Source organism: Acidaminobacterium chupaoyuni, from assembly GCF_047936785.1.
In the GTDB taxonomy this organism is placed as follows: domain Bacteria; phylum Bacillota; class Clostridia; order Oscillospirales; family Butyricicoccaceae; genus Acidaminobacterium; species Acidaminobacterium chupaoyuni.
Genome location: NZ_CP176394.1, coordinates 429,718 through 447,590, shown reverse-complemented (window position 1 = coordinate 447,590; position 17,873 = coordinate 429,718). Strand labels below are relative to the sequence as shown.

Genomic DNA, 17,873 nt, shown 5'->3' with positions numbered 1-17,873 from the left:
GCTCACTTTTTTTCGGCGATCATGCGGCGCAGCATGGCGGGGATCTCGATATGCTGGGGGCAGTGGGTCATGCATTGGCCGCAGGCCACGCATTTTTCGGCCATTTCATAATCGATATCGGCCGAAGAGATCCAGTTGCTGTTCTGCTGCATGGCCTTGTTGTTCCATGCCTTGAACAGATCGGGGATCATCACGCCCATGGGGCAGGGCAAACAATAGCGGCAGCCTGTGCAGCCCACCTTCTGGGCGTCGAGAATGTTTTTCTTCACCTGCAAAATGGCCTCATGCTCCGCCGCGCTCAAGGGTTCCAGCCCCGCAAACACCTTTACATTCTGCATGAGCTGTTCCATATTGCTCATGCCCGAAAGGATCACCGCGATGCCCGGATGCTCCGCCAGCCAGCGGAAGGCATATTCCACCTTGCTGCCGCCCAAACGCAGGAAAGGCTCGGCCAGATGATCGGGAATATCGGATAAAACGCCGCCCTTCAGCGGTTCCATGATCATCACGGGGATGTTGTGTTCGCGCAGCATGTGATAGCCCTTTTCGCCGGGGTTGTCATCCAGATCGAGATAGTTCAGCTGGATCTGCGCAAAATCCCAGGCGCCCACCTCTAAAATTTCTTGCAAAAGCGCCGCATCATCATGGATGGAAAAGCCCAGAAAGCGGATCTTTCCTTCGGCCTTCTTTTTCAGCGCCCATTCATAAGCGCCAAATTTTTTCATCGCCGCAAAAGTGCTGCGATCCATCGAATGCATCAAATAAAAATCCACATGATCCATCTGCAGGCGGTCAAGTGTGGTCTGGAATTTTTCATCCAGCCAGGAAACATCCTGCGCGCCCCAGAACGGCATTTTATCCGCCACATAAAAACGATCGCGCGGCAGCCGGGCAAGCGCCTTGCCCATGGCGATCTCGCTTGCGCCATCGCCGTAAACATAGGCGGTGTCAAAATAATTCACGCCGTTTTCAAACGCATAGCGCACCATTTCATCGGTTTGCTTCTGGTCGATCTCATCGCCCAGCCGCGGCAGACGCATGGCCCCAAAGCCCAGCCTCGAAAGCGTGACCCCAAGAGAATCGATGGTTTGTTTTTTCATAAAAATTCCTCCTTGTTCGGCTCGATGCAATCAAACACTTTCCTTTATTTTATCGTGTTTTCGCCCCTTTCACAAGCAGGCACCTTTTTGGCGCATAGTGACCTTTTTGTAACTATCCCCACAGGGGAATTTTTCTTGCCGTTTTTTAAAATTATGTCGGGAAACGCGTTTACAAACTAATGCACTTAGTTTATAATAAACTAAAAGTATTAGTTTGGAGGGAAATCTTATGCCGCGTCAGGGATTGAATCAGGAAAGCGTTGTGGAGGCATCCATCCGGCTCATCGAAGAAAAAGGATATGCCGCCTTTTCCATGGGCGAACTGGCCAAAAGCCTCAATATAAAAACCGCATCGCTTTATAACCATGTGGAAAGCCTGGATTCTCTTTTCACAGAGGTCGGTCTTGCGGCGGTGTCGCAAATGGTTGTAAGCGAAACCCGGGCAATCGAGGGCAAAACAAAAAACGAAGCGTTATTTGCCATTGCAGATGCCTATCGCGCTTTTGCCAAAGAGCATAACGAATTATACCGCGTGATCATGAGCTTGCAAAAATCGAAAAACAAAGTGTTGGAGCAAGCGGCGGGCCAGATTACGCAGCCTATTTTGCAGGTGCTTTCGGGTTATGGATTAGACACAACCGCGCAGATGCACTGGCAGAGAATTTTGCGCAGCATGATGCATGGTTTTGTTGCCCATGAAGCGGCAGGCGGCTTTTCGCATTTTCCCATCGACAAAAACGAGAGCTATCAGATGGCAATTCAATGCGTTGCGGATGGTCTTCAAAACGCCGGAAGGGAACAACATGAACACAGATAACACAGAACTTTTTGAAAGAACGCCCGTGAAAAAGGCAGTCATTTCGCTTGTGGTTCCCACCGTCATCAGCCAATTGATCACCGTGATCTATAATATGGCCGATACTTTTTTTATCGGGCAGGTGGGCGATCCCAATCAGGTGGCCGCTGCTTCTCTGTGCATGCCGCTCTTTATTCTGTTGACAGGCATTGCCAATTTATTCGGGATCGGCGGTTCCAGCCTGATTTCCAGATGCCTTGGCGCCGGCAGCCGCGACAAAGCGAAAAAAACCGCCGCGTTCTGTATCTGGACGGCCGGCGCGGTTTCTTTTCTTTACGGCATGATCTTATTGCTTTTCAAATCATTCGCCCTGCCCGCCATCGGCGCCAACGCAGAGACCTATCGTTTTTGCTATGTGTATGTTTTCTGGACGATCACGATCGGCGCGGTGCCTACCGTGCTGAACGCTCTTTTTGCCCATCTTGTGCGTGCGGAAGGCTATTCCAGACAAGCCAGCTTTGGTATGGCGCTGGGCGGTGTTTTGAACATCTTTCTCGACCCGCTTTTTATTTCGGCCTTTGGGCTGGAAATTGCCGGCGCCGCAATCGCCACCATGCTTTCCAATCTCATTGCCGCCTTCTATTTTATTCTGCTCATTTCCGGCAAGCGCAAAAGCACCGTTATTACGCTGAACCCGAAAAATTATACCCTTCAAGGGCATATTCCCCGCGAAGTGCTGCTGGTGGGGCTGCCCAGCTGCATCATGAACATGATGGGGGTGTTTTCCAATATCGTATTGAATAAACTGATGGCGTCTTATTGCAACGAAGCTGTCGCCGGCATCGGCATTGCCAAAAAAGTGGATATGATGTCTTTTGCCATTGCCACAGGCATGTCGCAGGGGGTTCTGCCGCTCATTGGATATAACTATTCTTCCAAAAACTATAAGCGGATGATGTCTGCCGTAAAAACGACATTTTTGTTTAGCCTGATGGTAGCACTGGCAGGCACCACATTTCTGCTCACCTGCGCACAGCCGATCGTCAGGGCGTTTATCGACGACCCGCTGACCGTAGAATATGGTCAGCGTTTCCAGCGCATTATCTGCATCACCGGCCCGTGCATCTCCGTAACAATGATTATCATTACGCTGTTTCAATCGATTGGCATCAAAGCGCGGCCTTTGCTTCTTTCCCTGCTGCGTAAAGGCGGGCTGGATATTCCGTTGATGTTTTTGATGAACGCGCTTCTTGGTGTAAACGGCATTGTATGGGCAACGCCAATTGCCGATTTCAGCGCGATGCTGGCGGCGCTTGCGCTGTTTCTTCCCTTTTGGCAAAAGATGAGATCCGGCGTGCTCCATTCATCCGGAGCATCCGAAACAGCGCAGGATGACATGCAGCAGCCTGTTTGACGGGCGGCAAACACAGCGGCTTCCCCGCCATGCAGCCTCAAGCCGCATCCACCCGTAATTTGAATTTCCCCTGTTGTTTCCTCCCCGGCCGCTGCCCCTTCTCGGGTTTTTTCATCAGCGGCAGATCTTCAAACAGATAACAGCGGGCGCAAACTGCGCCCGCTGTTTGTTTTTCTTCTGTTTTATCAGGTGTTTTGCCCCTCGGGGGCGGATAGCGCCGCTTGCGCCGTTTCGCCGCATTGGGGGTTGATGAGGGCAAAGCGGTCATCCAGATGCTGATAGCCCCAGCTGCACATCAGCTGCAAGATCGGTTCCAGCGACCGCCCTTTTTCGGTGATGGAATATTCCACGCGGGGCGGTTTCTGGGGGAAGACTCTGCGGGCGATCAAACCGTCGCTTTCCAGCTCGCGCAGCTGGTTTGTGAGGGTCTTCTGCGAAATATGGTGGATCTCGCCCAGCAGCTGGTTGAACCAGCGCGGGCCGTCTTCCAGCAGAAGATCTAAAATCAGCGCCTTATATTTGCCGCCGATGAGATGCATGGTAAATTCTATTTCACAGTTGAGCAGGATTTTCGGCATTTCTCCTCCTTCAAAGGGGCTTATTCCCCAAACAGCCATGCGGTGGGCGTGGCGGCCAAAGTGACCCCCAGCAGGCGCTGCAGCGCCAGCGAAGCCTGATTGTCGGTGCGGATCTGCATATAAGGGATCAGGCCGCGGCGCACCTGGCGGTTGATGATCTCGGTTTCCAGCGCGCGGGCGATGCCCCGCCGCCGATATTCGGGGGCGATCTCAAGCATGCCCACGGCGCCTTCGTCATGGATGCCGATGAAGCCCGCGGGGCGGCCATCCACAAAAGCGCCCAGAACATGGCCGTTTCTCAGCCGTTCGGCCAGATATTCCTTTTCGATGCCCGCGTGATAATGCTCGGCCATAAACGGCAGATGGCTTTCATCCATCAGCCGCAGTTCGGCTTCACAGGGCGGCAGGGGCGCAACGCCGCCCAGATAGACCCCCTGCAAAAATTCCAGCCGGAACGGCGGGGCTTTGAAAAGCTTTTCCGCTTCTTCGGCATAAAACAGCTGGTGACAAACCAGAGTGCCTTCCCCGCCGAACTGCCTGAGGCAATCGGCGGCAAAGGCTTCGTTTTGGGTGGTCAGGGCGAAAAGCTTTGTCTGTGTGCTTTTCATGCAAATGCCCGTTTCATCCGCTTTCACGATCTCGGCAATGCCGCGATCCAACAGATCGATCATATCCCCATGCCGCGGCGCGTCTTCCATCAATCTCTGCCGCAGCGTTTGACGCAACCCTTCTTCTATCATGCTATGCTTTTGCTCCTTTTGTTCCGCCTTTGGTTCCGCCCAAGGCGTTATTGGCCAAAATATTGGTTTGGAAAGCCACGGTCAGCCCATCCTTTTCGCGCTTGCGCTTGATGGCCAGCCAGATCATCTTATCCAGCAGCTCGTTGAACGAAACGCCGCTGGCCTGCCACAGATAAAACGCCAGCGAACCGGGGATGGTGTTGATCTCGTTGACGAAGATCTCGCCGGTTTTGCCGTTCATCATCATATCCACGCGGGCCACGCCGCAGGCGTCGATGGCGCGGAAAGCTTCCAGCGCCAAACGGCGGATCTCTTTTTCGGTTTCGGGTTCCAGATCGGCGGGCACTTTGCGGCTGAGGCTGGTCATGCCCTTGCTGCCGCCGCTGCCGCCGGATTTGGCGCTTTTGCCGCCGCCTTCATATTTATCCTGAAAGGTGAGAAAATCCGTGGCGTTGAGCGGCTCTTCGCAAACGGAGGTCTGGGCTTCCTGCAGATCGCCCAGCACAGAACAGTTGATCTCGCGCAGGTTTTCCACACAGGTCTCGCATAATACGCGGGGCGCATATTCCAGCGCCGTTTCGATTTTTTCTTCCAGCTGGGCGCGGTCGCTCGCCTTGCCGATGCCCACGCTGCTGCCCAGATTCACGGGCTTGATGATGATGGGATATCCGCCGCAGACGGCTTCGATCTTTTCGGCCTGTTTTTCGGTGTTTTCAAACCAGCTGCGCTTATCCGTCAGCACACCGTTCACCACGGGCAGGCCCGCGGCGCGATAAACCGATTTCATCACCCATTTATCCATGCCCACCGCCGAAGCGCAGACATCGCAGCCCGCATAGGGGATATCCAGATATTCGAAAAAGCCCTGCAGGGCGCCGTCTTCCACATTGGTGCCGTGGGTCACGGGCAAAATCACATCCAGCTCGCCCACAAGGCTGCTGCCCAGTTTTTTGGGCGGATAGCAGATCATCTGAGCCGCCGCGCCGTTTGCCACCAGCATGATGCGCGTGGCCTTTTTCAGCGCTTCGGGAATATTCTGATAGCTTTCGATATGCCCCAGATGCTCGCCGGTATAAAATTCGTTTTTCTTCGTGATATAGATGGGGATGGCCTCATATTTTTCCTCATCCAGCGCGGCAATGGCCTGCATGGCGGAAATGACCGAAACCTCATGCTCCACGCTTTTTCCGCCAAAGAAAACGCCAACTCTGATTTTCATAACCTTACTCCATTCTCGGCGTATATTCGAATACGCATTGTAATTTTATTATATTTTAATCCAGTTTGTATGGTTATTTTAAATAATTATCCGGCAAATCGTTTTCCAGCAGGATAAATTTCGGCTGAGAAACATCGCCGCATTGGCGGGCCCATTCCATGGCCTGCTGCAGGGTATCGGCCACCAAAAGCTTTTCTTCGGCAAAACCGGCCTCTAAAAGCCCGCGGCGGATGGGTTCCGTTTGGCGGGGGCCCACCAGCGCCACATAATCACAGGCTTCGGCAGCCTGTGCGCCGAAGGCGCGGTTGAGCTCTTCTTCGCGCTCGCCCAGTTCCACCATGCCGGGGGTCACCAGAATTTTGGTGCCGCCGCAAAGCTGCAGCGTTTCCAGCGCGGCCTTGGCGCCGGCGGGGTTGCTGTTATAGGCGTCGTCGATGACGGCATAGCTGCCGCCGCGGATAAGCTGCATCCGGTGGGGCACGGCTTCCAGCTGCCTTACGGCCGCCTGCATCTGCTCTGCCGTTACGCCCAGCTTGTGGGCCACGGCAATGGCGCCCGTGATGTTTTGCACATTATGGGCCCCCAGAAGGCGGGTGCGGAAAGGCACCTCGGCGCCATCGGGCATCAAAACCGAAAACTCTGTGCCCGCCGCCGTCACGCGGATATCGTGGGCGCGGTAATCGCGGCCTTCTTCAAGGCCATAAAACACCGTGGGCTTTTCCACCGGATGGCCCGCGATGATGGGGTTGTCGCCGTTGAGAAAGGCCATGCCTTCCCGGGGCAGCGCGTCGATCAATTCGAATTTGGTGCGGCAGATGGTTTCAACCGAACCGAAGCTTTCGAGATGCTGTTCGCCGATGGCCGTCAGCACGCCATAGCGCGGCTTCACCAGCCGGCAGATCTCGCGGATATCGCCCTCATGGCGGGCGCCCATCTCGCAAAGGAACAGCTGATGGGTGGGCAGCAGCATTTCGCGCACGGTGCGCACCACGCCCAAGGTGGTGTTATAGTTGCCCGGGGTCATGAGAACATGATATTTCGTCGAAAGCAGGGCGTTGAGAAAATATTTCGTGCTGGTTTTGCCAAAGCTGCCCGTGATGCCCACCACGATCAGCTGGGGCATCGCTTCCAGTTTTTTGCGCGCGTCGTTCACATACCAGTGTGAAACGGCCTTTTCGGCGGGGCGGTTGATGAGATTGGCCAGCATCACCGCAAGCGGCATCAGATAAAGCATCAGCCCCATCAGCGGCATGCAGAATTCATAGCGGGGGCTGACCCACCAAAACACCAGCGGAACGGCATAAAGCACGGCCAGCGTGAAAAACAGGCGCTTGACGCGCGCCGTGATCACCAGCGGCTTTTTGGCCTTTTGCAGCGGGTTCATCAGCAAATAGATCACGAAAATGCCCGCATAAAACGGCGCGGGGCGGCAGACCTGCATCCAATAAGGCGCCACCATAAACACCGCGGCCGCGCGGCTGAGCGAAAACGCGGCCAGAACATTCTTCTTCAAAAAATGGCTGTAAGAGCCGAACTGATAAGAAGAAAGCTGAAGCATATGCACAAAATACAGCGCGCCCAGAGCTACTGCGCCGGCGCCTGTCACCGTGACCAACAGTTTTGTTAAAATATCCATTCTATACCGCCCTTGTGATGCGCCAAAGCGCAAAGTGATAGTTGTTTTGCCGCGCCGCGGGCTTTTTTAAAGATCGATGCCCAAAAAGCGCTTGACCAGCAGCCCGATCACGAACGAGATGGCCGCCACCGAAAGGCTGATGATGGCCATTTCGGCGAACCTTGGCAAAAACGGCGTGGATTTCGCCACCGAAATATAATAATTGAACCCTAAAATGATGAGCAGCACCCCCACCAGCATGGTGGCCAGCGCCCCCACATAAAGCCCCGCGGGGAACAGCAGAAACGGCAGCACCATCAGCGCCACGGTGATCAGATAGGCAACGCCCGTATAAAGGCTTGATTTCAGGGCGTTTTCGTTGCCCGCCGCCCGCTCGGCCAAAAAGTTCGAAGCCGCCATGGAAAGCGTTGCCGAAACGCCCGTGATGATGCCCGAAAGCGCCACCAGACGCGTGTTCATCAGCGCAAAGGTCATGCCCGCGATGGTGCCCGTCAGTTCCACCAGCGCGTCGTTGAGGCCCAGCACCATGCTGCCCACATATTGCAGGCGCTCTTCATCCAATAATTCAAGAAGCTGCTTTTCATGGGCGTCTTCTTCGGCCGCGATCTTTTCGGCGGCGGGGATCTCTTTCATCACCGCGGCATATTTATGGGTGGCCGAATTTTCGCCCGATTCCATTTTTTTCAGCGCGAAGGTGAAGCCCAGCACGCGGCATAAAAAGCTATACCAGCGCACTTTTCTCATGTTGGGCTTTGCCGTCTGGCCGGTGTAGCCGCGCCAGATCTCTTCGTGGCGGCGTTCTTCGGCGGCGATGCGCCGCAAAACCTCTTGGTTCCCGGCATCCTTCTGACACTGCGCGATCTTTTCATAGATCAGGCTTTCGGTCAGTTCATTTTCCTGGCTCTTCCGCAAAAACGCCATGGTTTCGGCGGAAAACTTTCTTACGCTTTCCAAAAACTCATCCCCTAAACCTGTTTCATTTATAAAAACGCATCCAAAACCGCCGAAAACTGCGGCCAGTTTTCTAAAAAGGCGAAATGTCCCGCGTTTTTGATCACCGCAAGCCCCGCGTTGGGCATCAGTTTTTCCATGGTCTGCCCGTCGGAAAGCGGGGTGGCCGTGTCGTTTTCGCCCCAGATCAGCAGGGTATTCTGGCGCACCAGCGGCATCTGCTCTTTCAGATCGGTGTTCACCAGATTGACCAGCGTTTTTCGCATCACTTCGGAAGCGTTTTTATAATCTTCGCTTCCGCTGCTGCTGCGCCGTTTTTCATAAAGCGCGCCGAACAGCGGCTTTGTCAGGGCAAAACGCGCCAGCTTCTTCAGCAATTTATAAGTATACACCTTATAGTAATAAGAAATCGGGCGTTTCGGCACGACGCCGGCGCTGTCGATCAGCACGGCCTTCTCGCATTCCACCGCCGGCCGCGGGCGCGAAAGCAGGCGCAAAATGATGCGGCCGCCGTTGCTGTGGCCCATGAGGATCACTTTTTCAAGGCCCAGCGCCCGGCAGAAAGCCGCCACGAACCGCTCGTAATCTTCCAAAGTCATCGGCTCGGGCGGATCGGGGGTTTTGCCCGTTCCCGGCATCTGCGGCGCCACCACGCGATAGCGGGCGCTGAGCTTTTCGATCAGCCGCCCATAGGCTTCCAGCGGCGCGCCCCAGCCATGCAGCAGCAAAACCGTTTCTTTGCCGCTGCCGCAATCGATATAATCCACCGGCAGGCCGAAAATCTCTATGGTCATCGCCTATCTCCTTGTGGGCAGAATTTCAACCCAATAGCCATCGGGGTCTTTGATAAAATAGATCCCCATTTTGGGGTTTTCAAAACAGATGCAGCCCATTTCTTCATGCAGGGCGTGGGCCGCTTCAAAATCATCCACCCGCAAAGCCAGATGGAATTCTTCATCCCCCAGGTTATAACGCTCGGTGCGATCGCGCAGCCATGTCAGCTCCAGCTCGAAATCGGAACCGCCGTTATCCCCCAGATAGGTGATGATGAAGGAACCGTCTTCGGCCTCTTTGCGGCGCAAGGGTTTCAGCCCCAGCGCGCGGTCATAAAACGCCAGAGATTTTTCCAAATCGAGAACATTGAAGTTAAAATGAACGAATCTTGCTTTCATTGTTGTATTCTCCTTTCAAGAAAAGGCGATTGTTACCCATTTTCACTTTTAGCATTATATCATTTCATCGCGCCCGGTTCAATGCGCAAGCCGGGAAATCCTGCATTTGTTTTGCATTCTATTCCGCCATATGCTAAAATATCAGCATATTGCGAACGACCGGATGCTATCCGCCCCGATGGAATGCCCCCCGCAAGGTCTTCCCCCGTAGGCTCTTCCCCCCGTGGGTCTTCCCCCAATGGAATGCCCGCGAAAACCCTTTGAAACATAAAAAACAATCCACAGCCTGTGTGGAATTCCCCCCGGCCAGCGCCGCGGGAGCTTTTCCTCCCGCGGGCGCGCCGGTTTACCGCCGGGCCTGTTTTTCGCCGCCTCTCGGCAAAAGCAAACGCTTTTGCCCAAAACTTTCGCTCAAGCCTTTTGAAAGGCTTGCCGCCGGAGGCCGCATCCCCGCATCCCCGCCTCCCCGCATCCTCTTGTTATTTTAAATTCTGAAAGGAGTTTTCACTATGCAGTTTGATATTGACACCCTTCTTGTTTTCGGCATGGGCATTTTTGATCTGTGGCTGATTTTCCGCTTTTTTGCCAACCGCAAAGAGATCGAGGTGCGGGGCGTTGTTCCTTCGCGTCTTCTGGCGGTGATCCTGATTTCGGCGCTGTTCATCTGGCAGACCTGGCAGGGCAACTTCACCCGTTTCCGTCTGGTTTTCTGCGCACTGATCCTGTTTGCCGTGGTGATGATCTGGGCAACGCCCTGCGGCCTTTCGAAAAAAGGCGTGCTTTCGGGCATTTTCCCCACCCCGTGGGAAAAATTATACTATTACGATTTTGAGCCTTACAGCGAAGGCAAAGTGCGCCTGCGCGCCCATCTTTCCACCACCGAGCGCAACCTGATCTTCCCCGAAGACCAGCGCGCCAAGGCCGAAGCCTTTCTGGTGGCGGGCAAAGTTCTTTCTTTTGCCCAATATAAAGAACTCAAGCGCCAGCGCGACAGCAAAAACAGCAACTGACGCGGCCCTTGTTTTCAGCTTATGAAGAAAAAACATCCCCTGCCCATGGGCAAGGGATGTTTTTTTGTTTCAGCGCAATTTTTGCCAGCCGATGGCAGCCGCGCCGATGGCGCCCGCGAACTGGCTTTGGGGATGGGTGGCAACAGGCAGGCCGATCAGTTCCTGCATGGTGCCGCGGAAAACCTCGAACCGGGCCAGCCCGCCGCTGAAAAACACTTTTCGGGCGGGGCGCAGCTTCTGGGCGAAAAAAGAAGTTCTGCGGCAGATGGCGCGGATGACGCCCAGGGCGATATCGCCGCGGTCATCCCCTTCGGCAAGCAGGCTGATGATCTCGCTTTCGGCAAACACCGTGCACATGCTGGTGATCTCGATGGGGCTTTTGCCCACCACAAATTCATCGATCAGATCCAGCGGGCAATCGAGAATGCGGCTCATCATCTCGATGAACCGCCCTGTTCCCGCGGCGCATTTGTCGTTCATCACAAAATCGGCCACATTGCAGCTGCGATCAAGCAAAATGGCCTTGCTGTCCTGCCCGCCGATATCCACCACGCAATCGATGCCCGGGCAAAGCAGCGCCGCGCCGCGGGCGTGGCAGGTGATCTCGGTGATCTTTTTGTCGCTTTGGGGCAGCAGCTCGCGGCCGTAACCGGTGGTGACCACATAGCCCACCTCGGGCGAAAACAGCTGTTCATAAACAAATTCCATGCGCTCTTTGGGGCGGGCCGCCGTGGGGGTAATGATGGTTTTGACCACCTTTTCGCCATCGTAAAGCGCGCCCTTCGTGGTGGTGGAGCCACAGTCGATTCCAAGGCTGAGCATGGCTTAAAGCATCTCCAGGAATGCGGCCAGGCGGGTGTTGATCTGGCCCACATCCGAAGTGGAATAATCGGTTTCCAAAGCGATATAGGGCTTACCCTTTTTCTCGGTGATAAAGCGTTTCACGCCGAAGCTTTCCACATTATAGGTGTGGCAGGCTTGCAGCACCACTTCCACCACGGCATCCACCTGATAATCATCCATCAACCGGTCAAGAAGCGCAAAACGGTTGGGGTTGGGCGTCATGCAGGAACAGCCGATGTTCAGATAGCGGCGCGCCAGCGCTTCATAAATATCCGCCGCGTTTTCATCCACCTGTTCCTCCACCGCTTTCGCGCCGCCGCAGTTTTCAAAAACCACCACCTGAGCGCCGTTGTCTTCCAGACACTTGATGACCTTTTCGCTGGCGCCGCCGATGGGGCTGCCCGTTACCAGAATGCGGGGCCGGCCCGCCAGTTTCTGTTTGGGGCAATCAGGCGTGCCGTCATCATAAGCCGCGCGCACTTTTTCGGCCACGGCGCGCACTTCGGCGGGGATCTGGCGCTTATCGAATTTGAAGGTGGCGCCATATAACACTTTATACATATCGGCGCCCAGCATCGGCGCGGGTTTGAGCTTCATCAGCTCATAAAACTCTTTCAGCGCGGCGCGTTCTTCGTTTTTCACCCTCACCGCTTCGCGCACCTGCTCTTCGGTGATGGTCACGCCGAAATGGCTTTCCAGTTTTTCTTTGAATTTGATGACTTCCTTTTTCCAAAGCTCCAGCGCGTCGGGGCTTTGGGAATTGGGCAGCTCCATCACATAAACGGGCTTGAATTCGCCCAGCATCTCATACATCTTTTTCTTGCCGTCGCAGGTGGTTTCGCCCACGATCAGATCGGAAAAATGAAAATAAGGGCATTTATCGGTTTTCGCAAACCCATAGCTGGATTTGACCAGCGGGCAAAGGTTGCGGGGCAGATCCTGTTCCGCTTCGGGGATGGTTTCGCCGCTCATCGAGCAAAGGCCCACCACGGCCGCGCCCATGGCCATGGGCAGTTCCTGGGGCAGATAAGTGCAGAAAACACCCACCAGCGGGATGCCCTTTTCTTTCAGCTGCATCGCCTGAATGAAGGAATTTTTGCGCTGTTCGCCAAATTCTTCAAAAATTGCGGGAAGTGTTTTGACCAGTTCCATATCGTTTCTCCGTTTCACATCTATCGTTGATCCCATTGGGGAAATATCCGAACATTTCTATTGTAAAACAGGCCTAAAATCAAATCAAATCGTTTCTGTTGATAAACCGCGCGTCATTTATAGGGAATTTGAAATTCCTCTGCAAAACACACAAACCTGCCGGGCGGGCGCCCGCCAAACCGCGCTTTTTGTCAAAATAAATTGAAATATCTGCAAAAGAAAGGCATTCTTTTCAAAGATTCGCCCCAAAGGCAGCCGCGGTTTTTTTCTGCGCCCAAGACGCCTCTTTGCAGCATATTCGCAAAAACGCCGTTTATGCCCGCGGCGTTTTCGCCTTTTTTCGGGGCAAAAGGCTTTTTCTTTTAAAAAGTCACGCTTTTTGCTCTTTTTATTCTATTTTTTCTGTGATATGATAAAAATAAATCAAGCAGAATCGGCATAGCCGACCCTGCGATCTGTTCTGAAAGGGGGCTTTTTGTGCCGAAAAAATATAAAAAACTCTTCTTTTGGCTTGCCGCTCTGCTGCTTTGCGGCGCGGCGGTTTTTGGGCTTATCCAGTGGCGCGTGCTTTCCGCGGCGCGGCCCTATCTCGTTTCCCGTGAAAAAGCGCCCCGGGCCGATGCCATTCTCGTTTTGGGCGCGCGGGTCTATCAAAACGGCAGCCCTTCGCCCGCCCTGCGCGACAGGCTTGATGAGGCCGCCGCCCTTTATTTCGCCGGCAAAGCCCCCAAGCTGATCCTCAGCGGCGACCATGGCACGCCGCAATATGACGAAGTCAACGCCATGCGGCGCTATCTTTTAGAAAAAGGCGTGCCGGGCGACGACCTGTTTTTAGACCACGCGGGGTTCGAAACCTATGACAGCCTTTTCCGCGCAAAAGCCGTTTTCGGCGCAAAAAAACTCATCGCCGTCAGCCAGAATTATCATGTGCCGCGGGCGGTGTTTCTGGGCCGCCGCATGGGCATCGAAACCTATGGCGTGGGCACAACAAACAGCGTTCTGCCCAACCCCGCGTTCCATATCTGCCGCGAATCGCTGGCGCGGGTAAAAGCGTTTTTATGGGTGGATGTGCTGCATCCCTCCCCCAAATATCTGGGCGAAACCATCGATCTTTCCGGCAGCGGAAAAGTGACATGGGATGAAGATCAATAAAAAACAAGGGTTTCACATGAAACAACATAACAAAGGAGAACTTGAAATGAAAAAATGGCTTCAGGAATTCAAAAAATTCGCGTTTAAGGGCAATGTGGTGGATATGGCCGTCGGCGTAATCATCGGCGGCGCGTTCGGCAAAATCGTTTCTTCGCTGGTCAACGATGTGGTCATGCCGTTTTTCGGCTTCCTCACGGCAGGCGTGCAGTTTGATTCGCTGAAATGGGTGCTCAGCAAAGCCGTGGTGGAAAACGGCCAGGTGGTCAAGCCCGAAGCCGCCATCCTTTACGGCAGCTTCCTGCAAAATGTGGTGGATTTTCTCATTATCGCCCTCTGCGTCTTCATGGCGGTGAAATTTTTTAACCGCAAAAAAGAAGAAACGCCCGCTCCCCCCGCCGGCCCCACCGAAATCGAGCTGTTGGCCGAGATCCGCGATGAACTGAAGAAAAGATAATTTTCCCCTTGACAAAACCGCCCGAGGGGCGTAAGATGAAACACAATTTCATAACAAAAAACCGAAGAATCAGAAGAGTAAGCGCTAAACCGAACCTCCAGAGAGCTGCCGCTTGGTGAAAAGGCAGCAGGCACGGCCGCGCCGAATGGACTGACGAGGGCAGACCGAACCGCGCCTTGGCGCTTAGTAGTGGCTGACGGGGGCTTGACCCGTTATCAGGCAAGCACATATGTTAGTATGTGGAAGAGCGGGCTGCTTTTGCAGCCAAACCGGGTGGTACCGCAGGAAAACGAATCGTTTGCTCCTGTCCCTGTAAAATTTTGCAGGGGCAGGGGCTTTTTTTATGCCCCATCCCGCTGTTTTTCGGTGAATGGCCGCCGTGAAACAGGCTCTCCCGCCCAAAAATTTTCGATTTTTGAAAAGGAGAAAAAATCATGAGCACAGAAAAAATCCCCTATCGCGTTGTTTTGCCCGAATCACAGCTGCCCCGCCATTGGCTGAACCTTCGGGCGCTGATGCCCGGCGGCCCCGAACCGCTTTTGAACCCCGCCACAGGCAGCCCCATCACGCGGGAAGAGCTTTGCGCCGTGTTCAGCGAAGGCTGCGCCGATCAGGAACTGAACACCACCCAGACCCATATCCCCATCCCCGAAGAGGTGTTCGATGCTTACAGAAGCTATCGCCCTTCGCCCCTTTGCCGCGCTTATGGCCTTGAAAAAGCGCTGGATACCCCCGCCCGCATTTATTATAAATTCGAAGGCGGCAACACCAGCGGCAGCCACAAGCTCAATTCCGCCGTGGCTCAGGCCTATTATGCCAAAAAACAGGGCCTGCGCGGGCTTGCCACAGAAACGGGAGCCGGCCAGTGGGGCACAGCGCTTTCCATGGCCTGCGCCCATTTCGGCCTTGAGCTTTCTGTTTTCATGGTGAAAACCAGCGCCGCCCAAAAACCCATGCGCCCGCAGCTGATGAAGCTTTTCGGCGGCAAAGTTTTTGAAAGCCCCGGCAGCGCCACCGAAACGGGGCGCGCCATGCTGGGGGCCGACCCCCAATGCGGCGGCAGCCTTGGCACAGCCATCAGCGAAGCCATCGAAACCGTGCGCAGCCAAAGCGGGATTCGCTATGCGCTGGGCAGTGTGCTCGATCAGGTCTTGCTGCATCAATCGATTCTGGGGCTGGAAGCCCGCACCGCCATGGATCAGCTGGGCGAACGGCCCGATCTTGTCATCGGCTGCGCCGGCGGCGGTTCCAACCTGGGCGGCCTTTTGGCGGGCTATCTGCCCGATCGGTTTGAAAACCGCCCCGCCCCCCGCTTTCTGGCGGTGGAACCCGAGGCCTGCCCCTCGCTGACCCGCGGCGAATATCGCTATGATTTCTGCGACGCCGCAAAACTGACCCCCATGGCCAAAATGTATACGCTGGGCTGCGATTTCATGCCCCCGAAGATCCATGCCGGCGGCCTGCGCTATCACGGCATGTCGCCGCTGCTGAGCAAGCTTTATGCCCAGGGGTTTTTGGATGAGGCCTGCGCCGTTTCCTCGCAGGAGGTGTTTGAAAGCGGCCGCCTTTTTGCCCGCGCCGAAGGCATTTTGCCCGCCCCCGAATCTTCCCATGCCATCGCCGCCGCCATCCGTCAGGCTATGAAATGCCGAATTTCAGGCGAATCAAGCGTTATATTGTTTAATCTGACCGGCACAGGCTATTGCGATCTTGCCGCCTACGGCCTATAAAAAAAAGGGCGGATCTTCCCCGCCCTTATAAAGCGCAAATCTTTCTCACGGTTCCCGCCGTTCTGATGGTCAGTTTTCTGCCGATCGCCGCGCCGGCTGTTTTGGGCCACCAGTTCGTCTTTTGATAATCTTTCCGGCTGAACGACCAGAAGATGGCGTCCTGATAATTCCCGATCTGTTCCAGCCCCTCCTTCGGCGCGCCGATCTCATGGAAAACCTCTTGGAAGGTGGCCGGTTTCATGATGAAAATAAGATTATCATAGATCTCCCGATCCTCCTTTCCCCACCAATCCGGCGCGTGGCGCAGAATCTCCTCCAGTTCTTCTGCGGCGATCACGAAAACAGGGATCTCAAGGCCAAAGCTTTCTTCGATCATGCGTTCAAGCCGGCGGGTCATGTGTTCTTCGTCATCCCCGCTGCTCAAAAAGGCGAGATTGCCGCTGTTCAGATAGGTTTTGACCTCTTCAAAACCAAGATGATCCGCCTTTGCTTTTAATTCGGCCATGGCAATTTTGTTTTTGCCGCCGACATTGATCCCTCTTAAAAATGCAAAATATCTTTTCATCAAACTGTTTCACCTCTGTTTTTCCGTTTCGGGTTTTTGGGGGCGATTTCCTGCTCTCAGTATATCACAGGAAGAAAAAAATTGCTGCGGATGATCTGTCATCCGCAGCAATTTCCGTTTTTCGGCCCTATGGTGTTTTTAAAGGGCGTTTTCTTCTTCTGAGCTGCCGCCCTCTTCTTCGCCGCCGAACAAAGCGCCGTCGATCTCTCGCGCTTCCTCAAGCTTTTCACAGGGCACGAAGATCTGATAGCGCTCAAGGCTTCTGCCCACTTCAAGCGCCACGCCGGCGCCCAAAACGGTTTGATAAACCGAAGGGATGCCGCTGTTTTTCAGCGCTTCCATCAAAGCTTCCGCCCACATCATTTCTTTTTCCGTCAAAAAGCAATAACCTTGTTTCTGTTCCATCGGGTGAGCCTCCTTCAAAAATCGTTCAGCTTCGATATTGGAAAACGGTGGTCTCGCGGCGATCCGCGCCGTTTTCTTTGATGATCTTCAGCGTGAAGGTGAAATAATAGGTGTGCCCCGGTTCCATGGCCAGATCACAGCCCACGCCGCAAAGGGGCATGGCGGGCAGCGCCGTTTGAGAAAGCTGCTCGGGGCTCATGGCCTGCCAGGAAAAGGCGGGGGTTTTGGTGAGGATCTCGCCGTTTTCTTCATAATCATCCGAAACGGTCAGCCCGGCCACTTCCATGCGGGCGATGTTATCCTCCTTCACAAAAACGAAATGGGGCCTGCCCTCGATGGCCTTATAGTAATAGCGATACTGCGCGGGGCGGCCTTTCAAAAGCTTCACCGTGCGGGTGTCGTTTTCCCAGATCACATCGATGCCGAAGGCTTCGGCCAGATAGCGGACGGGGGCATAGGTTCTGCCTTCCACGATCACCGCCGCCGTATCCATGGGGATGGTTCCCTCGGCCGCCGCGGTTTCATAGCGGCCATGATCGAGGTTCCAATAAACATCCTGCGCGGCGAAAGAAGCTTCGGCCTTTTTGGGATAAAACGAAAGCTTCAGCTCTTTTCGATAGCAAAGCCTGCCGTTTTCCTGCCAGGTGAAAAACGAAGTGTCGGCGCTTTCGCAGGCTTTTGAAAACACGGCGCGGCGGGCCGCGTCATCCCAGCTGACCTCAAGCCCCAGCGCTTCGCCGATGGCGCGCAGCGGCACAAGCGTGCGCCCGTTTTCATCGATAAAGGGCTGCGCATCCGTGAACACCACGGGCGTTCCTTCCGCCGTGACGCCGATGGGCGCCGCCCCGCGGGCAAACGGCGTCACCGCCGCCAGAATCAGCATCAAGCACAGGCCGAGAATACTTTTTTTCATGGCCGCCGCCCCCTTTTCTTTTCTGTTTCTTATTTTAAAGGCT

At 54.6% G+C, this 17,873-nt stretch carries 19 protein-coding genes and 1 other annotated feature; of the genes, 6 read left to right on the top strand and 13 right to left on the bottom strand.

Translation table 11 applies throughout. From position 1 onward, the window contains the following. Positions 1–2 precede the first annotated feature (2 nt). Positions 3–1,100 carry an aldo/keto reductase gene (locus ACJA3I_RS02200; protein ID WP_458863134.1) on the bottom strand — a complete coding sequence of 366 codons (1,098 nt, stop codon included), beginning with the start codon at positions 1,098–1,100 and terminating at the stop codon, positions 3–5. Positions 1,101–1,329: 229 nt separating this feature from the next. Between ACJA3I_RS02200 and ACJA3I_RS02195 the strand changes: the two genes are divergently transcribed. Together ACJA3I_RS02195 and ACJA3I_RS02190 are read left to right on the top strand one after the other, a co-directional pair. Next, positions 1,330–1,917 carry a TetR/AcrR family transcriptional regulator gene (locus tag ACJA3I_RS02195; RefSeq protein ID WP_458863133.1) on the top strand — a complete coding sequence of 196 codons (588 nt, stop codon included), beginning with the start codon at positions 1,330–1,332 and terminating at the stop codon, positions 1,915–1,917. After that, positions 1,904–3,310: an MATE family efflux transporter gene (locus tag ACJA3I_RS02190; RefSeq protein WP_458863132.1), complete on the top strand. Its 1,407-nt coding sequence runs from the start codon at positions 1,904–1,906 to the stop codon at positions 3,308–3,310. Before ACJA3I_RS02195 ends, ACJA3I_RS02190 begins: the two co-directional genes overlap by 14 nt. Before the next feature lie 185 nt (positions 3,311–3,495). Here ACJA3I_RS02190 and ACJA3I_RS02185 read toward each other — a convergent pair whose 3' ends face one another. From ACJA3I_RS02185 to ACJA3I_RS02155, 7 genes are all read right to left on the bottom strand, one after another. Continuing rightward, the gene (locus ACJA3I_RS02185) at positions 3,496–3,888 is read right to left on the bottom strand and encodes a winged helix-turn-helix transcriptional regulator (protein WP_458863131.1); all 393 of its coding nucleotides are present in this window, start codon (positions 3,886–3,888) and stop codon (positions 3,496–3,498) included. 20 nt (positions 3,889–3,908) lie between these two features. After that, positions 3,909–4,628, bottom strand: a complete 720-nt coding sequence (locus ACJA3I_RS02180; RefSeq protein ID WP_458863130.1) for a GNAT family N-acetyltransferase — start codon at positions 4,626–4,628, stop codon at positions 3,909–3,911. Between the two features lies 1 nt (position 4,629). Then, entirely contained in the window at positions 4,630–5,847 is a 1,218-nt protein-coding gene (locus tag ACJA3I_RS02175; RefSeq protein WP_458863129.1) for a D-alanine--D-alanine ligase family protein, read from the bottom strand. A 73-nt stretch (positions 5,848–5,920) separates the two neighbouring features. Next, positions 5,921–7,483: a UDP-N-acetylmuramoyl-tripeptide--D-alanyl-D-alanine ligase gene (locus tag ACJA3I_RS02170; protein ID WP_458863128.1), complete on the bottom strand. Its 1,563-nt coding sequence runs from the start codon at positions 7,481–7,483 to the stop codon at positions 5,921–5,923. Positions 7,484–7,549: 66 nt separating this feature from the next. Further along, complete coding sequence (locus tag ACJA3I_RS02165; protein WP_458863127.1) at positions 7,550–8,437, bottom strand: VIT1/CCC1 transporter family protein; 888 nt, start codon at positions 8,435–8,437, stop codon at positions 7,550–7,552. A 26-nt stretch (positions 8,438–8,463) separates the two neighbouring features. Beyond that, a complete protein-coding gene (locus ACJA3I_RS02160; protein WP_458863126.1) occupies positions 8,464–9,228 on the bottom strand; it encodes an alpha/beta fold hydrolase in 765 nt (254 codons plus the stop codon). A 3-nt stretch (positions 9,229–9,231) separates the two neighbouring features. Beyond that, positions 9,232–9,606 (bottom strand): VOC family protein, encoded by a 375-nt coding sequence (locus ACJA3I_RS02155; protein WP_458863125.1) that lies wholly within the window; start codon positions 9,604–9,606, stop codon positions 9,232–9,234. Between the two features lie 509 nt (positions 9,607–10,115). Between ACJA3I_RS02155 and ACJA3I_RS02150 the strand changes: the two genes are divergently transcribed. Continuing rightward, a complete protein-coding gene (locus tag ACJA3I_RS02150) occupies positions 10,116–10,616 on the top strand; it encodes a DUF5673 domain-containing protein (RefSeq protein ID WP_458863124.1) in 501 nt (166 codons plus the stop codon). A gap of 69 nt (positions 10,617–10,685) precedes the next feature. Here ACJA3I_RS02150 and ACJA3I_RS02145 read toward each other — a convergent pair whose 3' ends face one another. Both ACJA3I_RS02145 and ACJA3I_RS02140 read right to left on the bottom strand, forming a co-directional pair. Then, on the bottom strand, positions 10,686–11,438 hold the full coding sequence (locus ACJA3I_RS02145; protein WP_458863123.1) for an acyl-CoA dehydratase activase: 753 nt from the start codon (positions 11,436–11,438) through the stop codon (positions 10,686–10,688). A gap of 3 nt (positions 11,439–11,441) precedes the next feature. Next, entirely contained in the window at positions 11,442–12,611 is a 1,170-nt protein-coding gene (locus ACJA3I_RS02140; protein WP_458863122.1) for a double-cubane-cluster-containing anaerobic reductase, read from the bottom strand. 477 nt (positions 12,612–13,088) lie between these two features. On the opposite strand from ACJA3I_RS02140, the gene ACJA3I_RS02135 reads away from it, so the two are divergent. From ACJA3I_RS02135 to ACJA3I_RS02125, 3 genes are all read left to right on the top strand, one after another. Continuing rightward, the gene (locus ACJA3I_RS02135; protein ID WP_458863121.1) at positions 13,089–13,763 is read left to right on the top strand and encodes a SanA/YdcF family protein; all 675 of its coding nucleotides are present in this window, start codon (positions 13,089–13,091) and stop codon (positions 13,761–13,763) included. A 46-nt stretch (positions 13,764–13,809) separates the two neighbouring features. Continuing rightward, positions 13,810–14,217, top strand: a complete 408-nt coding sequence (mscL, locus tag ACJA3I_RS02130; protein ID WP_458863120.1) for a large-conductance mechanosensitive channel protein MscL — start codon at positions 13,810–13,812, stop codon at positions 14,215–14,217. A gap of 55 nt (positions 14,218–14,272) precedes the next feature. After that, positions 14,273–14,532 (top strand) — a binding site (T-box leader). Positions 14,533–14,651: 119 nt separating this feature from the next. Beyond that, complete coding sequence (locus ACJA3I_RS02125) at positions 14,652–15,947, top strand: TrpB-like pyridoxal phosphate-dependent enzyme (protein ID WP_458863119.1); 1,296 nt, start codon at positions 14,652–14,654, stop codon at positions 15,945–15,947. A gap of 25 nt (positions 15,948–15,972) precedes the next feature. Here ACJA3I_RS02125 and ACJA3I_RS02120 read toward each other — a convergent pair whose 3' ends face one another. From ACJA3I_RS02120 to ACJA3I_RS02110, 3 genes are all read right to left on the bottom strand, one after another. Beyond that, a complete protein-coding gene (locus ACJA3I_RS02120; protein ID WP_458863118.1) occupies positions 15,973–16,512 on the bottom strand; it encodes a DUF1697 domain-containing protein in 540 nt (179 codons plus the stop codon). 138 nt (positions 16,513–16,650) lie between these two features. Continuing rightward, complete coding sequence (locus ACJA3I_RS02115; protein WP_458863117.1) at positions 16,651–16,917, bottom strand: hypothetical protein; 267 nt, start codon at positions 16,915–16,917, stop codon at positions 16,651–16,653. A gap of 25 nt (positions 16,918–16,942) precedes the next feature. Continuing rightward, the gene (locus ACJA3I_RS02110) at positions 16,943–17,830 is read right to left on the bottom strand and encodes a copper amine oxidase N-terminal domain-containing protein (RefSeq protein WP_458863116.1); all 888 of its coding nucleotides are present in this window, start codon (positions 17,828–17,830) and stop codon (positions 16,943–16,945) included. Positions 17,831–17,873: the final 43 nt, after the last annotated feature.

Coding starts and splice junctions, on each gene's coding strand:
- ACJA3I_RS02200 (WP_458863134.1), bottom strand. CDS start 1,100: ATGAAAAAACAAACCATCGATTCTCTTGGGGTCACGCTTTCGAGGCTG.
- ACJA3I_RS02195 (WP_458863133.1), top strand. CDS start 1,330: ATGCCGCGTCAGGGATTGAATCAGGAAAGCGTTGTGGAGGCATCCATC.
- ACJA3I_RS02190 (WP_458863132.1), top strand. CDS start 1,904: ATGAACACAGATAACACAGAACTTTTTGAAAGAACGCCCGTGAAAAAG.
- ACJA3I_RS02185 (WP_458863131.1), bottom strand. CDS start 3,888: ATGCCGAAAATCCTGCTCAACTGTGAAATAGAATTTACCATGCATCTC.
- ACJA3I_RS02180 (WP_458863130.1), bottom strand. CDS start 4,628: ATGATAGAAGAAGGGTTGCGTCAAACGCTGCGGCAGAGATTGATGGAA.
- ACJA3I_RS02175 (WP_458863129.1), bottom strand. CDS start 5,847: ATGAAAATCAGAGTTGGCGTTTTCTTTGGCGGAAAAAGCGTGGAGCAT.
- ACJA3I_RS02170 (WP_458863128.1), bottom strand. CDS start 7,483: ATGGATATTTTAACAAAACTGTTGGTCACGGTGACAGGCGCCGGCGCA.
- ACJA3I_RS02160 (WP_458863126.1), bottom strand. CDS start 9,228: ATGACCATAGAGATTTTCGGCCTGCCGGTGGATTATATCGATTGCGGC.
- ACJA3I_RS02155 (WP_458863125.1), bottom strand. CDS start 9,606: ATGAAAGCAAGATTCGTTCATTTTAACTTCAATGTTCTCGATTTGGAA.
- ACJA3I_RS02150 (WP_458863124.1), top strand. CDS start 10,116: ATGCAGTTTGATATTGACACCCTTCTTGTTTTCGGCATGGGCATTTTT.
- ACJA3I_RS02145 (WP_458863123.1), bottom strand. CDS start 11,438: ATGCTCAGCCTTGGAATCGACTGTGGCTCCACCACCACGAAGGGCGCG.
- ACJA3I_RS02140 (WP_458863122.1), bottom strand. CDS start 12,611: ATGGAACTGGTCAAAACACTTCCCGCAATTTTTGAAGAATTTGGCGAA.
- mscL (WP_458863120.1), top strand. CDS start 13,810: ATGAAAAAATGGCTTCAGGAATTCAAAAAATTCGCGTTTAAGGGCAAT.
- ACJA3I_RS02125 (WP_458863119.1), top strand. CDS start 14,652: ATGAGCACAGAAAAAATCCCCTATCGCGTTGTTTTGCCCGAATCACAG.
- ACJA3I_RS02120 (WP_458863118.1), bottom strand. CDS start 16,512: ATGAAAAGATATTTTGCATTTTTAAGAGGGATCAATGTCGGCGGCAAA.
- ACJA3I_RS02115 (WP_458863117.1), bottom strand. CDS start 16,917: ATGGAACAGAAACAAGGTTATTGCTTTTTGACGGAAAAAGAAATGATG.
- ACJA3I_RS02110 (WP_458863116.1), bottom strand. CDS start 17,830: ATGAAAAAAAGTATTCTCGGCCTGTGCTTGATGCTGATTCTGGCGGCG.